This window comes from Hymenobacter saemangeumensis, from assembly GCF_039541835.1.
In the GTDB taxonomy this organism is placed as follows: domain Bacteria; phylum Bacteroidota; class Bacteroidia; order Cytophagales; family Hymenobacteraceae; genus Hymenobacter; species Hymenobacter saemangeumensis.
Genome location: NZ_BAABGZ010000071.1, coordinates 1 through 14,829, shown reverse-complemented (window position 1 = coordinate 14,829; position 14,829 = coordinate 1). Strand labels below are relative to the sequence as shown.

The 14,829-nt window shown below is 58.9% G+C and carries 15 protein-coding genes and 1 pseudogene; 6 read left to right on the top strand and 10 right to left on the bottom strand.

What is annotated here, in order from left to right:
- Window positions 1-489 precede the first annotated feature (489 nt).
- Window positions 490-957, bottom strand: coding sequence for an MlaD family protein (locus ABD919_RS17165; protein WP_345237273.1), 468 nt, complete (start codon window positions 955-957; stop codon window positions 490-492).
- A 645-nt stretch (window positions 958-1,602) separates the two neighbouring features.
- Window positions 1,603-3,114 (bottom strand): acetyl-CoA carboxylase biotin carboxylase subunit, encoded by a 1,512-nt coding sequence (accC, locus tag ABD919_RS17160; RefSeq protein WP_345237272.1) that lies wholly within the window; start codon window positions 3,112-3,114, stop codon window positions 1,603-1,605.
- Window positions 3,115-3,271: 157 nt separating this feature from the next.
- Between accC and ABD919_RS17155 the strand changes: the two genes are divergently transcribed.
- Window positions 3,272-3,598, top strand: a complete 327-nt coding sequence (locus ABD919_RS17155; RefSeq protein ID WP_345237271.1) for a Tn3 family transposase — start codon at window positions 3,272-3,274, stop codon at window positions 3,596-3,598.
- On the opposite strand, the gene ABD919_RS17150 is transcribed toward ABD919_RS17155, so the two are convergent.
- The 4 genes from ABD919_RS17150 to ABD919_RS17135 all read right to left on the bottom strand — a co-directional run bounded on the left by ABD919_RS17150 (window position 3,536) and on the right by ABD919_RS17135 (window position 5,702).
- Window positions 3,536-3,847 carry a hypothetical protein gene (locus ABD919_RS17150; RefSeq protein WP_345237270.1) on the bottom strand — a complete coding sequence of 104 codons (312 nt, stop codon included), beginning with the start codon at window positions 3,845-3,847 and terminating at the stop codon, window positions 3,536-3,538. The two genes, ABD919_RS17155 and ABD919_RS17150, sit on opposite strands and share 63 nt — an antisense overlap.
- Window positions 3,848-3,931: 84 nt before the next feature.
- Entirely contained in the window at window positions 3,932-4,141 is a 210-nt protein-coding gene (locus ABD919_RS17145; RefSeq protein ID WP_345237269.1) for a hypothetical protein, read from the bottom strand.
- A 627-nt stretch (window positions 4,142-4,768) separates the two neighbouring features.
- Window positions 4,769-4,948, bottom strand: a complete 180-nt coding sequence (locus ABD919_RS17140; RefSeq protein ID WP_345237268.1) for a hypothetical protein — start codon at window positions 4,946-4,948, stop codon at window positions 4,769-4,771.
- A 58-nt stretch (window positions 4,949-5,006) separates the two neighbouring features.
- Window positions 5,007-5,702, bottom strand: coding sequence for a hypothetical protein (locus tag ABD919_RS17135; protein WP_345237267.1), 696 nt, complete (start codon window positions 5,700-5,702; stop codon window positions 5,007-5,009).
- 245 nt (window positions 5,703-5,947) lie between these two features.
- Between ABD919_RS17135 and ABD919_RS17130 the strand changes: the two genes are divergently transcribed.
- The 4 genes and pseudogenes from ABD919_RS17130 to ABD919_RS17115 all read left to right on the top strand — a co-directional run.
- Entirely contained in the window at window positions 5,948-6,220 is a 273-nt protein-coding gene (locus ABD919_RS17130) for a recombinase family protein (protein WP_345237266.1), read from the top strand.
- A 67-nt stretch (window positions 6,221-6,287) separates the two neighbouring features.
- Entirely contained in the window at window positions 6,288-7,259 is a 972-nt protein-coding gene (locus tag ABD919_RS17125; RefSeq protein ID WP_345237265.1) for a hypothetical protein, read from the top strand.
- Window positions 7,260-7,796: 537 nt separating this feature from the next.
- A complete protein-coding gene (locus ABD919_RS17120) occupies window positions 7,797-9,047 on the top strand; it encodes an aminotransferase class I/II-fold pyridoxal phosphate-dependent enzyme (protein WP_345237264.1) in 1,251 nt (416 codons plus the stop codon).
- A 252-nt stretch (window positions 9,048-9,299) separates the two neighbouring features.
- A pseudogene (locus tag ABD919_RS17115) lies at window positions 9,300-9,470 on the top strand (histone H1); the annotation flags it as partial.
- Window positions 9,471-10,010: 540 nt separating this feature from the next.
- Here ABD919_RS17115 and ABD919_RS17110 read toward each other — a convergent pair.
- The gene (locus tag ABD919_RS17110; RefSeq protein WP_345237263.1) at window positions 10,011-10,727 is read right to left on the bottom strand and encodes a hypothetical protein; all 717 of its coding nucleotides are present in this window, start codon (window positions 10,725-10,727) and stop codon (window positions 10,011-10,013) included.
- Between the two features lie 266 nt (window positions 10,728-10,993).
- Complete coding sequence (gene tyrS, locus ABD919_RS17105; RefSeq protein ID WP_345237262.1) at window positions 10,994-12,304, bottom strand: tyrosine--tRNA ligase; 1,311 nt, start codon at window positions 12,302-12,304, stop codon at window positions 10,994-10,996.
- Between the two features lie 192 nt (window positions 12,305-12,496).
- Here tyrS and holA point away from each other — a divergent pair, with 192 nt between their 5' ends.
- Window positions 12,497-13,558, top strand: coding sequence for a DNA polymerase III subunit delta (holA, locus tag ABD919_RS17100; RefSeq protein WP_345237261.1), 1,062 nt, complete (start codon window positions 12,497-12,499; stop codon window positions 13,556-13,558).
- Window positions 13,559-13,695: 137 nt separating this feature from the next.
- Here holA and ABD919_RS17095 read toward each other — a convergent pair whose 3' ends face one another.
- The gene (locus ABD919_RS17095; RefSeq protein WP_345237260.1) at window positions 13,696-13,899 is read right to left on the bottom strand and encodes a helix-turn-helix domain-containing protein; all 204 of its coding nucleotides are present in this window, start codon (window positions 13,897-13,899) and stop codon (window positions 13,696-13,698) included.
- Between the two features lie 3 nt (window positions 13,900-13,902).
- Window positions 13,903-14,391: a DUF2975 domain-containing protein gene (locus tag ABD919_RS17090; RefSeq protein WP_345237259.1), complete on the bottom strand. Its 489-nt coding sequence runs from the start codon at window positions 14,389-14,391 to the stop codon at window positions 13,903-13,905.
- Between the last annotated feature and the right edge of the window lie 438 nt (window positions 14,392-14,829).

Sequence of the window (14,829 nt, the reverse complement as noted above, 5' to 3'; positions counted from 1 at the left end):
TGAGTGAATCATACTCCATAAGTACGCAGTAAAGAGTGGCAATGGTTTTAAATATTTCAAAAAATGTCCGCATTTTCTGAGCAAAAAGACAATCAATCTGCAGATAATTGTAAACAATGAAAAATTATTGACGGTATTTAGGAATAAATGAAAACTGATTTACTTGGCTTGGTTTTTAAATGGGTTTCTTCCGTTGCTTTTGCAGTCAGCGAATCAGTTATTTAGCCGCAGTAGGGCATTTTGAAGCTGAGTTATCAGTGGAAGCCTTAATCAGCAGAATCCAGCCTTACACAAAGGCCGAGTGAATTAGAGCCGACAGATATCGAAGCGTTTTCACCAGAAAAAAAGCCCGACTGACTAAGCCGGGCTTTTTTTCTTGGATAGTCTCACCGTATCAGGAAAGACCCGGGCCTCACCACATTCATCTGGTATAAATGCCAAGGGCTTCGCCAGATGCGGTTAAGCCTGCACTGCTGCTCCGGAACCTTCTCAGCGTTTAACTTTTTGATTGGCTGAGTGCCGAATGGCTGAGTCAAGGTGTAGCAAAGCGGCCCGGATGTGACCTGCCGTAATAGAGTCGGGCAGTTGAAATGCGGGCTTGCTGTATTCCACCACGACCGTGTCGCGCCTGGTCAGATAAGGTGGGCCGGAAAAATTCAGAACCCGAATCGAGGCCTCACCCAGCAGCGTAGGCTGGTAAAGCTCAAGGGTGGCTTTTCGTGAAAGACGAAAGGTATCGGCCATTTCGATAGACGCTATCAAATCGCCGCCTGGGTTGAGCGCGAGCTGTCCTATCTGGCCTATCTGGAACCCATTGGCCCGTAGCGGTGCCTCCAGCTTGACTCCTGCGGCCTGACTTGCCTTAATAATGCAGGTAAAGTTGTTATCACCTGAACGTTCCTGACAGGAGGCCAGTAACATAAGGCCAAGTATCCAGGACAAGGAACGGGTTTTCATGTCAGAGATTTTGCAGCACGGCTGCTGGCCCGCGTCTGCAAGGTATGCCAACTGGTTTCGCGTCGTAGTTGCACACGCTGGAATGAAGCGACGGAAATAGGCGCCGCGTCGCGGGTGACGCAGTGCTGGGAAGCACGTGTTGCAGATGCATTATTATGCTTGAGGAAATAGAAGGAGGACCAGGCTCTTCCTAAATCAAAACAAAGGTTCTGGCTACTTTCAAAGTATTCTTGGGCAAGTAATACGTAGTAGTGTCAGTACTGAACTTGGTTGGGCTTTTGGCGCGGTTGATAGCAATCCAGTGAGGATATACTGCTCGGATGACAATTAAGTCACCCCGATGCAAACGCCTAGCGAAGCTTGCTTTGCTGCTGTCCCCTAGATGCTTATATAAAACGGCATGAGTTGCTAGCTCATGAATATGGATGTTTGCTGAACCGCTGAGTATTTGGGTGGTACTTGGCTGTAAAGCCGGGGAAGTCACCTATGGGTTCAGGTGCTCCTGCTTGACTCCCTGTGCGAAGGTCGATATAGGAATTAAGGCAAGAAGTGCTGTGAAAAGAGGCATCATGGTACAGGTAGTGTCTAAGTCACATGCAGCCTCTTTTCTCAAGGTGGACACAAGCTTGCGCTATTAGTGCGCAACTACCGCACCCCCAGCCGGTTCTTACGCCAGCCGGAGCCAACCGCGTTATCAGCAGTGCCCGTGGCAGTGGCCACTTTGGGCTTCTTGGTTTCCAGCAGCAAGGCGCCGAGGGCGGCGGCTACTTTCGCCGTGGCCTCATCCGGAGCGGCGGGCTTCAGTACGTCGGGCGAGAAGTGGTCCTTGATGAAGTTGGTGTCGAAGTCGCCGCTCACGAAGGCGGGGTGGGTGAGGACGTAGCGCCCGAAGGCCAGCGTGGTCTCGATGCCGGTAATCTGGTATTCCTCAATAGCACGCAGCATGCGGTTGATGGCATCCTGACGCGTGTCGCCGTAGGTCACCAGCTTGGCAATCATGGGGTCGTAGTAAATCGGAATGTCCATGCCCTGCTCGAAGCCGTCGTCGACGCGCACGCCGGGGCCCTGGGGGCGCACGTAGGTCGTGAGCGTGCCGATGTCGGGCAGGAAGTTGTTCTGCGGGTCTTCGGCGTACACGCGCAGCTCCAGGGCGTGGCCGGTGATGGTCAGGTCTTCCTGCTTGAAGGCCAGGGGCAGGCCCTGGGCCACCTTAATCTGCTCCTTTACCAGGTCCAGCCCGGTAATCTGCTCCGTGACGGGGTGTTCCACCTGCAGGCGGGTGTTCATCTCCAGGAAGTAGAAGTTGCGCTGGTCGTCGAGCAGAAACTCCACGGTGCCGGCGCCGGTGTAGTCGCAGGCCCGGGCCACGTCCACGGCGCAGCGGCCCATCTCGGCGCGCAGCTCGGGCGTGAGCACCGAGGATGGGGCTTCCTCAATCACCTTCTGGTGGCGGCGCTGAATGCTGCACTCGCGCTCGAACAGGTGCACGATGTTGCCGTGCTCGTCGCCCAGCACCTGAATCTCGATGTGGCGCGGGCCGGTCACGAACTTCTCGATGAAAACTGCCCCATCACCAAAGGCCGATACGGCCTCGTTGATGGCCAGCTGCATCTGCTCCTCGAACTCCTCGAGGTTGTACACCAGGCGCATGCCCTTGCCGCCGCCGCCGGCCGATGCCTTAATCAGGATGGGAAAGCCCACCTGCTCGGCAATGCGCTTGGCTTCTTCCACGTCGGAAATGGCCTCGGCCGTGCCCGGCACCAGCGGGATGTTGTAGGCCTGCACGGCCTGCTTGGCCGAGAGCTTGTCGCCCATAATGTTCATGGCCTCGGGCGAGGGGCCCACGAAGATGAGACCGGCTTCCTTTACCATGCGGGCAAACTCGGCATTCTCGGAGAGGAAGCCGTAGCCGGGGTGAATGGCGTCGACGCCGAGCTGCTGGCAAACCTCCAGGATTTTGTCGCCGCGCAGGTAGCTGTCTTTGGAGGCGGGCGGGCCTACGCACACGGCCTCGTCGGCGTAGCGCACGTGCAGGGCGTTGCGGTCGGCTTCGGAGTAGATGGCCACGGTTTGCAAACCCATTTCCTTGGCCGAGCGCAGCACGCGCAGGGCAATTTCGCCGCGGTTGGCTACCAGGAGTTTGGAGATTTTCTTCATTGAAAAACAGAAAGCGGGCGCCATGGCGCCGGATAGGTGGGAGCGGGCGAAGATACAAGGGCCGTGGGACTGCCGCTAATCCTGCCACAGCTGCCGGCCGCCGCGGGTGTGCCAGCCGTCGGCGGTGCGCTGCAGCAGGGGGTGGTTGTTATAGCCCGTGACCACTCATCGGCAGCTGGGACAAACCCTGCTGCCCGACGCGCGCCTAGCCCCCGAGCGCATTGCCCGCCACTGGAACGAGGTGCTGCGGCTGGTGGTAACCCTCAAGCTGCGCCACAGCGAGGCCTCTCGCCTGTTCGGCCGCCTGAATGCCTATGCCCGCCAGCACCCGCTCTACCGAGCCCTGAAGGAGCTGGGCCGGCTGGTCAAAACCGAATTCCTGCTGCGCTACGTCGACCAGGTGGAGCTGCGCCAGCGCATGCTACTCAAACGAAGCTACCCATTCGTCAAAATTTGGGCGGCTCTCCAGCGCCACCAAGATTAGTGTTACAGGGTCGGAGGCGGCTTGTAAGCCGAAGGTTTCCTGAAGCCAGTACAAGTAGTTGGCACGGCCATCTACTTCTGCCTCCACATCTGCCTCTCCCTTTTTCCAATAGTACTCCACCCTTTCAGGGCCTATTTTAGCCCGGGCATCCGAAAAGCGTGATGGAGCTTCCTGGTGGTCGAGTTGCGCATCCAGCACGGCAATAATCAACCCGACGCCATAAGGCAGCAGGGTAAGAAAGTCGGCCATAGATTTAGCAACTACCCCGTTCGGAATCCCATCACTGCTCATCCAAGCCACCACGGGTGTGGTGTCCGGGCCAGAATCGGTGCACTAGAGCACCGCAAGTGATTGGTCCCGGCCTTGCCCCACTGCTGTGAGTTCGTTTACCTCAGGCCGGCGCGGCAATCCGCGAAAGTAGCCGGCAATGGCGTCTTTGGGGTCCCGCGTTGGCTCAAAATCAGCAAAAGCCAGCGGTCCGTTCTTTAGATACTCGCCAAAAGCAGCAAAAACCGCTTCATGGTTGGACGGGAGAATACTCATGCGAAACAGTGAATGGAGAATATCTACTATTCGACCCGATAATACGAACTGGGCTGATTTTACCCTCGCTTCGCCTATGGTTGTAGTAGGTTATCGAATGGTTCGCTCTGAATTTCCTGTTCGCCTTGCAGAATACGAGCCGTGACCCGGGCGCACTATAAAGCGGCTCTTTCCGGGGCCCCGAAGTAAGTTTAAGGGCCATTTTCAGAGTAGCGACTTTAGGCTGGTGGTCGGGCGTGAGCTGGTCATCTTTGATTCCAACCATACTGGTGTATTTTCCCGTTAGCCCTTCCCACCGGTACAACAATTCCAAGCGCCTGTCAATGACGTCTTGATGCTCATTGCCCAGCAAATCGGCAAGCTTTTCCGACAAGCCAGTATTCAGCAGTAATAATGCCTGTTGAGCGTCCCCGGCTACTTTGGAATCGGGAGCTACTTGCTTCAGGATATCGTAATAGGGCGCGCAGTTGCCGAGGAGTTGCTCGATTAGCGTAACAAGTGCCGGTTTTTTAGCCTTATTAGCGGGCCTTTGGGCTTTGCTGTCCCGGGCAAAACCGAGCGGGTTTCCAACTTGGTCCGTACTCCAAAAAACTGCTTGATTCTATTACTGGGGGCGTCAACCGTGTGCTATACCTCGCCGACGACCTGGCCGGCGCGGGTCTGGAGCTTGCCCCACAGGGCCTTGTCAATAACCAGGTCGAGGACGTTGTTCACGGCCTTTTCGACCGGGGCCTGCACTTTCTTTAGGCCGGTCTGAATGGCGCCTGAGATGCCGTCCAGGTTCAGCCACTTGGCCAGAAAACTCAAGGCCAGGGGCAGCAGGCGCGCCAGCGGGATTTCACCGCCTGTGCCGACGCGCTTACGGCTACACCTGAGGCTGGGCCGAGAGCTTGACCAGGTCGTAGTGGGCCACGAAGGCGTCCAGGTCCCAGTCGGGATTCTGCTGGGCCAGCAGCGGCAGGTCCTCCCCGATGGAGTTGCTGGCCAGCGAGTCGGGCTGCAGGCGGAAAGGGCGGGCCTGCCCGGCGGGGCTGACCAGCTCGAGCAGCAGCAACTGCCAGTTCAGAAAGCCCCAGGTGAACTGCAGCAGCGAAATGTAGCCCTGCAAGTCCAGGTCCAGCGCCACCGGGTCCCGGTCACTCTCGTCGTAGTAGTACAGCTCGGGGCTGCGCCGCTCGTCGTGAATCAAGCCCACGCAGGCGTCGGGCTTGAACCGGTCCACGGGTCGGAAGTGGTGCACGGCGGGCGGGTCCTCGGGCAGCACCAGGAAGTCATCCGGGTGCAGCGGGCCGTAGACCTGCTCCACCGGCAGCAGGTTGATGCTGCCCTCCAGCCGCACGCCCCCCCGCGCCCGCCAATCGACCCGGAGTCCACCAGTGTGCTGCCCATACAATAACACGACCTCGGGCACACCATCCGCCCGAAAGGCGGCCAGCTTCTTTTTCGTCAGGGTATGTGGGCCTATATGCAGCAGGATGTCCATGTGCTCCTCGAGCGCGCCGTACACCGCAAAGGAAACCCGGCGCATGTGCCATTCAACAAACGGGGGAGTGTATATCATACTGCCAGCAGAAAGGAAGGAACACGAAAATAAGGTTTAAGACGGGCATTACGAGTACTTGATGCGTTTAGCGTCGCGGGCATCTTCCGCAGCCTTTTTGTCTTGGGTCACGTTCAGGGAGTTTCCCTTGATAAAGTCCTGCAGCTGTGAATACCGGCGTATTCTCAGTGGCGGGGTTTGACTACGTCCAGCAATGACATCCACTAATAGCTTAGTGGTGTGGTGGGAGAGGCCTGTGACGGCTCATGTTCAACCTGTTTGCCTCGCTGGCCGAATTCGAGCGCGACATCATCCGCGAGCGCACCAAGGCTGGGCTGACGGCGGCCCGGGCGCGGGGTTGTCAAGGTGGCCGGCCCAGGGGGCTGTCTAAGGAAGCCCTCTCCAAAGCCTGGGCGGCCAAACCCATTACCTGCAGCAAGACAAAACCGTGGCTGAAATCGGCCGGTTGCTCGGCGTCGGACGCGCCACCATTTACCGCTACCTTGCCTACCTGGGCGTACCGACTGGTGGCAGTCTGACATCAACTGAGGCTTAGCGTAATTTTTCGCCCCGTTGTAACGAGAACCCCTTCACAGACGCTGGTCCATGCTCCGCTTCCCCCAATTCTGCTTTCTGCTGCTCGGGCTGCAAGCCGGTTGCGGCGACGCTGCGCAACGGCCGCCGGCTGGCCCGGCCGCGCCCGTGGCCGAAGCTCCGCCCGCCGCACCGGCGCGGAAAGATTCGGTGCCGATACCCTATGGCCCGCCGGCGGTTATTGCCAAAATGGACCCGAACTATCGCTATTCGGACGGTGACGTGGCCTTCTCTGATACCATTGATAAGCAGATAGCCCAGGCCGCTCTGCCGCCCGGCCCGCAGGCGTGGGAGCGGTGCGAGTTCATCCGCTACACCACGAACGACCGCCTCGACGAAACCGAGTGCTGTAACGACTGGACGCCCTGGATTACCGAATTCTGCGCCCTGGGGGAGTTTTTACCCTGGGGGGAAGACTCGGACACCACCGGCGGCCGGTACCCGCGGCCGGTGTCGCTGCCCAACGCGGCGGGCCGGCAGCTGTTCCTGGCCCAAAGCGCCGAGTATGGGTTCGGCCCGATTGTGCTGCTGGAGTTTCGGGGGGGCCGCTACCGGGCCCGGGTGCTGGGCCAGCACAGTGCGTTTGGGGGCATCCGGCACCGGCTGTACCGCCCGGCCGGCGCCGAACTGCTGGTTCTCGAAAACACCTACGGCCACATGGGCGCGGGTCGGGGCTCTAGCGGGCAGGCCGTCAGGTGGCTGCAGGTGTACGACCTGCGGCAGGATAAGTGGCTGTTCAGCGCCCTCGTCGGCCAGACCGAGGAATACCACGGCTATACCACCGACGACGGCCGCGAAGTACCCGGCCGCTACCTCGAAGCCAGCTGCTCCTACGCACTACGCGACCAGGGCCGAACCATCGTGCTCGGCCGTTACCGGCCGGATACCGACGAGGCCCCGGATGAAAGCGCTGTGGTCCACCCCTTGCCGGCGGGCACCTACCGCCTCGTGGCGGGCCGCTACCGGCGCGTCGGTGGTCACTAGCAGCTTGCCTTAAGCCATTCTCACCCAGTCAAGAAGTTGTGACTTTCTGAACCTCGCCCAAAACGGCTTTTGGGTCTCCCGCTGCTACGAGAAGGCCAGCCAGGCACCAGCGTCATGTTGCGTAGCGGCTGGGCGTACCCATTGCCGACCGCGCCGCCGCCTACCAGCCAAAGCTGCCTATACGGTATGCAAGGCACAACTCTCTATACCGATGCGAGACAACGGTTGACCGCCCCCGCCGGCTAAACCCGGGCAGGGCGGAGCCGGAGGTTTTCCCCTATTTGTTTAACAACACCCAAAGGACTGCCGCGGTCTGGGTTTAGACTTGGGCGCATAACTTGGCGAGGCAACTGCAGCCGGAAATTAAAAGCGGCCCCGCTCCGTAACCTCCCGGCCGCATTCCCTGTTAAGAAGCCCAAATTATGCACATCGGCAGGCCGGGGCTACCTTTGTAGCCTAGCTGGTTTAATTTGGCCCGGGCCAAGATTGGATTGGCTTGCCCCTCGCCATCACATCACCCTTATTTAACGTTTTTCAGTGGATATTTTCGACCGGATTTCGGCCAACCGCGGCCCGCTGGGCTCACACTCACACTATGCCCACGGCTACTTCACTTTCCCCAAGCTGGAAGGGGAGATTAAGCCCCGCATGATTTTCCGCGGCAAAGAGGTGCTCACCTGGAGCCTGAACAACTACCTGGGCCTGGCGAACCACCCCGAAGTGCGCCGCGCCGATGCCGAAGCCGCCGCCGAGTACGGCATGGCCCTGCCCATGGGCGCCCGCATGATGAGCGGCAACTCCACCCTGCACGAGCAGCTGGAAAACGAGCTGGCCGAGTTTGTAATGAAGCCCGACGCCACCCTGCTCAACTTCGGCTACCAGGGCGTGGTGAGCATTATCGACGCGCTGGTGGGCCGGCACGACGTGATTGTGTACGACGCCGAGTCGCACGCCTGCATCATCGACGGGGTGCGCCTGCACGCCGGCAAGCGCTTCGTGTACCAGCACAACGACATGGCCAGCCTGGAAAAGCAGCTCGAGCGCGCCAAGCGCATCGTGGACGAAACCGGCGGCGGCATCCTGGTGATTACCGAGGGCGTGTTCGGCATGTCGGGTAACCAGGGCGACCTGCGCGGCGTGGTTGCGCTCAAGCAGAAGTACGACTTCCGCCTGTTCGTCGACGACGCCCACGGCTTCGGCACCATGGGCGCTACCGGGGCCGGAACCGGCGAAGAACAGGGTATTCAGGACGACATCGACCTTTATTTTTCGACCTTCGCCAAGAGTATGGCCAGCATCGGCGCGTTCGTGGCCGGGCCGGAAAGCGTAATTGACTATTTGCGCTACAACATGCGCAGCCAGATTTTCGCCAAGTCGCTGCCCATGCCCCTGGTGGTGGGGGCGCTAAAGCGGTTGGAGCTGCTGCGCACCCAGCCCGAGCTCAAGGATAACCTGTGGACCATCGTACACGCCCTGCAGAACGGCCTGCGTGAAAAAGGCTTCAACATCGGTACTACCAGCTCCTGCGTGACGCCGGTGCTGCTGAACGGCGAAATCCCCGATGCCACTGCCCTGACCTTCGATTTGCGTGAGAATCACAGCATTTTCTGCTCTATTGTGGTGTATCCGGTGGTGCCCAAAGGCGTGATTATGCTGCGCCTCATTCCCACCGCCGTGCATACGCTGGGCGACGTTCAGGAAACGATTGCGGCCTTTGAGGCGGTGTCGGCCAAGCTCGACAAAGGCCTGTACAGCAAAGCGGCGCAAACCGCTCCTACGGCCGCCTAAGGCACTTCATTTACCGCATCGCGCCGGCTTCCATAAGGAGGCCGGCGCTTTTGTTTTTGTACATTTCTAAGCTAAGTGGTTTGGCATGGGATTTTAAAAAAGCCGTTTCCGCAACAAAAAATGCCCTCTAAAGGTAGGAGAAGGGGTTTTGAATTTTTTTTCGAAAACTTGCTTGCATTTGAAATCCCTGTATATTAGGGCCGGATTAACACCAAACCCAACTCTTTTTTTCACCCCAAACCCCTCCATTTTATGAACCCATTTGCTGAACTGAAGGACCTCGTTATGTCGCTGGAAGACGACTTTGAGAAGTTCTTCACCAAAAACAATGCTGCCGCCGGTACCCGTGTACGTAAAGGCATGCAGCAGCTGAAGACCATGGCGCAGACGCACCGCACCAACGTGCAGAACATGAAGAACGCTGCTGCCGGTGGTAGCGGTGCCGATGCCGGCGCTGCCAAGGCCGCTCCTGCTAAGAAAGCTGCTCCGGCTGCCAAGAAGGCTGCTCCGGCTAAGAAGAAGTAAGACTGAAACACGGATTCACGCGGACTCTTCGGTTTACGTGGTTTTTGTTGACTCGCCTTCGGACAAATAAAAAGGCCCCGCTGCAACAGTTGCAGCGGGGCCTTTTTGCTCTGCCAGTGCCAGGCTCCACACGGGCTTTCCAGCAGGTTTCCTAGCTAGAAGTGACCACCCATACGCTGAGCTCGGTGAACAGGTGCAGTAAGAGGTAGGCCACTGCGACGCGCCCGGCGACCAACAGCGAGATGCTGCGCGGCGCGCCGCCCACAAACCGCCGCCGGCCGCCGAAGAAGGAAAGTCTGGCCAGGGCCAGCACAGACCCGACGGATAGGTAGGAGGTCCTGATTGGTTATAGTACCGGGAGTCGCGTTTGCCCCCAATTCACGGCATGGCAGAATAGGCGGAGCACCCATCTGAACGAAGCTCTTGCCGCCGTAGGACTCAGGAGCGAAATATGTCCTTCACCTTTTCCACGCTCTGGTCGAGCAGGTCGGGGCCGATGGTGACGTGGTCGGTATCGGTGGTGTCGGTGGTGGGCAGCTGAAACTGCAGTACTTCGGCATAAGGAGCGGGGCGGTTGAGGACGTAAGCCGCGGTTTGCTCGGAATATTTCTCCCGGGCCTGCTCGGCCGTCAGGCGGCCCTGGACAATTTCGTGCATCATGTTTAACGCCAGAATGTTTGCTGCTTCCATGTCGCAGCGGGCCGACACTTCCCCTTTGGTGCGCTCCACAATCACGCTGCCATCGAAGCGGGCCAGCTCGGAGGCCTTGTCCGGCGGTACCTGGTAGTCGATGAAGTTTTCGATGACGTCGGAGTGGGGCTGGGGAAAGTTGTGGGGTATCTCGTCGCGGTACACGATGGTGCGCTTCCAGGGCAGGTTGTTGTACCAAATCAGGCGGCTGGGCAGGGCCTCGTTGGGCAGGCCGTACTTGGCAATGGTTTGCTCGGCCGACTTTTTCGACATGGCGGGCCAGCTTTCGGTGTAGGCCTTTACCATCTCCGTGCTGGCCATGGTGTGGGTGGCATGCTCGCCCTTCTCACCGGCCGTCTGGGTTTTGATGGCGCTCATCATGCCGGTAGCGGCCGTGGCCAGTCGCTCGGAGGTAGGGAGGTCGCTGGGGCGCATCTGGTTGGGATTAGGGTCGTTCGGATTCATAAGGCGTACGTTATGGATGTGATAAGCTGGTGAAAAGCCCGGACTCCCCGGGTAGTTTAGTACTGCCTTGCGAGGTCCAGGGTTAAGGCTCAGCTTAAGTAATATAGCCCCAGCAAGGAAAAATGGGGCTTGGAGCAAACCAGAAAAGGGGCACAAAAGCAGAGGGCAAGCCGCATAGCTGGCTTGCCCTCTGCTTTTGTGCCCCCGGGCCGCTGCCAGCCCAACGCATGGGTTAGCCACTCAGGAAGCGGGTAACGGCTGGCTGCTTACATCAGCTCTACCAGGAAGTAGTTTTTCTTGCCCTTCTGCACCACCAGAAACCTCCCGCAGAGCGGTGTTATTTCAGCTACTGCGGTATCGGGGGCCGCCACCTTCTCGCGGTTGATGCTCACGCCACCGTTCTGAATGAGCTTGCGGGCCTCGCCCTTGGAGGGCAGAATCTGCTTGCCGGTAGCGTCGGAGAGCAGCGTGGCGGCGTCGATGGTGGCCAGCTCGGCGCGGGACACGGGCAGGCGGGGCACGCCGGCGAATACGTCGAGCAGCGTGGCTTCGTCCAGCGTTGCCAGGTCGCCGCCGCCGAACAGCACCTGCGAGGCGCTGATGGCCGCTTCGGCCGCCGCGCCGCCGTGCACGCGAGCCGTTACGTCGCGGGCCAAAGCTTTCTGCAGGGCGCGCTGGTGGGGGGCCTGGGCGTGCTCGGCTTCGAGGGCCTCAATTTCGGCCTGGCTCAGCAGCGTGAACACGCGGATGAGGCGTTTAACATCGTCGTCGGCGGAATTAAGGAAAAACTGGTAGAACTGGTAGGGCGAGGTCATGCTGGCCTCGAGCCACACCGTGCCGGTTTCGCTTTTGCCGTACTTGGTGCCGTCGGCCTTGGTGATGAGCTGCCCGGTGAGGGCGTAAGCTTTGGCCTCGCCGCCTTCGGCGCTGCCCATGCGGCGAATCAGCTCGGTGCCGGTGGTGATGTTGCCCCACTGGTCGGAGGCCCCCATCTGCAGGGTGCAGCCCAGGCTGCGGTGCAGGTGCACGAAGTCGTAGCCCTGCAGCAGCTGGTAGCTGAACTCGGTGTAGCTGATGCCGTCGGCTCCGCTGTCCTCGTTGCCGCTGATGCGGCGCTTCACCGAGTCCTTGGCCATCATGTAATTGACGGTGAGGTGCTTGCCTACCTCGCGCAGAAACTGCAGGAAGCCGAATTCCTTAAACCAGTCGTAGTTGTTCACCACCAGGGCGCCGGTGGGGCCTTCCGAGAAGTCGAGGAACTTCTCGAGCTGGGCCCGGATGCCGGCCTGGTTGCGGCGCAGCGTGTCTTCATCGAGCAGGTTGCGCTCGGCCGACTTGCCGCTGGGGTCGCCAATCATGCCGGTGGCGCCGCCCACCAGGGCCACGGGCCGGTGCCCGGCGCGCTGCAGGTGCACCAGCAGCATAATGGTGGCCAGGTTGCCGATGTGCAGGGAGGCCGCGGTGGGGTCGAAGCCGATGTAACCGGTAACGGGCGCGTTCTGCTGCAGGTGCTCGTCGGTGCCGGGCATCATGTCGTGAAACATGCCGCGCCAGCGGAGTTCTTCAATCAGGTTCAATGGGTGAATGGGTGAATGGGTGAATGAGCGAATGGCTTGAGAATTTGAGCTCTATTCAAAATTGCCTGGTGAACGAGCAAATGAATTGAACTGTCGTTCCAGGGAAAAAGCACCCCAAAGGTACTAGGCGGCTTTACCTTTGTGGCACGACAGGGATGAATCCACCCATTCACCCATTCACCCATTCAACCATTGACTATCGAGTCCGACGCCCTCCTCAAACAGCTGCAGCAGCGGCAGTTTCACCCCGTGTATTTCCTGCAAGGGGAGGAGCCCTACTACATCGACGTGGTGGCCGAGCGCATCGAGCAGACGGCCCTGGCCGAGCACGAGCGCAGCTTCAACCAGGTAATACTGTACGGCAAGGACGTGGACGTAACGGCCATCCTGGGCCAGGCCAAGCGCTTTCCCATGATGGCCGAGCGCTCGGTGGTCATCGTAAAAGAGGCGCAGTCTATTCCGGACCTGGAGCAGGAAAAAAGCTGGCCCTTCCTGGAAGCCTACCTGAAAAACCCGCTGCCCAGCACCGTGCTGGTATTTTGCTACAAGCACAAAACCCTCGACAGCCGCAAGAAGCTGGGCAAGCTGCTGGCCGGCAAGGACGCGCCGGGCGCCGTGCTCATGACCAGCAAGCGGGTGTACGACAACGCCGTGCCACCCTGGCTGACGGCCTACGTGCGCTCGAAAGGGCAGCAGATTACGGGGCAGGCCACCGCCATGCTGGCCGAGTACATCGGCGCCGACCTGGGCCGGCTGGCCAACGAAGTCGACAAGCTGCTGCTCAACCTCAAAGCCGGGCAGGCCATCGACGAGGGGCTGGTGCAGCGCATGGTGGGCATCAGCAAAGACTACAACATCTTCGAGCTGCAGAAGGCCCTGGTGCAGCGCGACGTGCTCAAGGCCAACCGCATCCTGGGCTACTTCGCCGCCAACCCCAAGGCCAACCCGCTGATTCCGAACCTAACCCTGCTGTTCGGCTTTTTCAGCAAGCTGCTGGTGCTGCACCAGGCCGGTCCCAACCCGTCGGACGGCGTATTCAAGAGCCTGGGCATTGCCAACAGCTTTGCCCAGAAAGAGTACCAGCAGGCCCTGCGCGCCTACCCGGTGGAGCGGGTGGTCGACATCATTCATTTGATAAGAAGAGCCGACGCCCAGAGCAAGGGCATCGAAAGCGGCAGCATGGACGAGGGCGAAATCCTGCGCGAGCTGGTGTGGCTGATTCTGCACCCGGTGCCGGCGGGGGTGATGGGGTAATATGACAACAGCGCAGGCTGAGGAGCCCACGCTGCTGCGTTAAGGTAAGACTAAGGAAAGCTGCTGAGCTGAAAAGCGAGTTTCAGCTTTCGCTACTCGCTTGAATGTGTATGGCCCTTGAAGGCTGCTACGCCGTATTAGGGCCCTACTTCCAGAATATCGCCGGGCTGACAGTTCAGGGCCTGGCAAATGGCTTCGAGGGTGCTGAAGCGGATGGCCTTGGCCTTTCCGGTTTTCAGAATAGAGAGGTTGGATACCGTCACGTCGACCTTGGCGGCCAGCTCGTTGAGCGACATTTTGCGCCTGGCCATCATCACATCCAGGTTTACAATTACGGGCATGGCTCAGACGGTTAAGTCGTTTTCGGCCTGGAACTCGACCCCGCGCCGAAAAACGTGCGCGATGGTGAAGATGACGCCGGCCAGAAACAGCCACTCGCCGGTGCCGTCCAGCGGCTGCAGTTCTACGCCCCGGTGCTGCACCCACTTCCCGTAGCTCGTGATGAGGAGGGCCAGCACCGCCGCTTCCAGGGCCACGTGGCCGATGCGCGTGACCAGCAGCGCCACCTCGGTGTTGAAAGGGCGGTCAAGGTCAAAGCGCGTGACAATTTTAATCATCAGGTAAGCCATGTAAGCTTTGAGAGCTGATAAGGCTATCACCAGCGACACATATGGGATGTACAGGCGGGTATCATATTGATAAAGCGCGGACAAATCCAGTCCTCCAGGCAGGCGGCTGGCACTGCTGGTGAAGAGGCTGACTAGCGTCGACAAAAGCAGGGCGCCGGTGTTGATGCACAAGCCAATGAAAACCACCCAGAACAGTACTCGCATGCTGGCCAGAAGAAATTTGGGGCTCGGTTCCATAGGAATAAGGATTAGAAGGTGAAAGAATGAGGCAAATGTATAAGCTGTTTATCGATAAACAATAAAAATTAACTCGGTTTCGATAATTATTAACCGAATTATAAATAAGAGGAGAGGCTTAGACAGCCGGAATTCGAATGCGGAAAAAGACATCTTTCCGTACAAAATGAAACCTCCCGCTTTCGTTGAAAAGTGGGCGGTTTCACTTAGAGGTATAATGGACAAGTAAAATCTATAAAGAGCATACAGGGGAAACTCACCAGAAGAAGTAGTGATTGCCCAATACGCAGTTTAATCAACTTCATCTTCTGTCAGGCCAAGATGAGGTGGTCGGGTAATCATGGACAGAATAGGGTCTTATCTTTCGAATGTCATGAAAGACAGTCCCCACCCTGCCAAACGTCG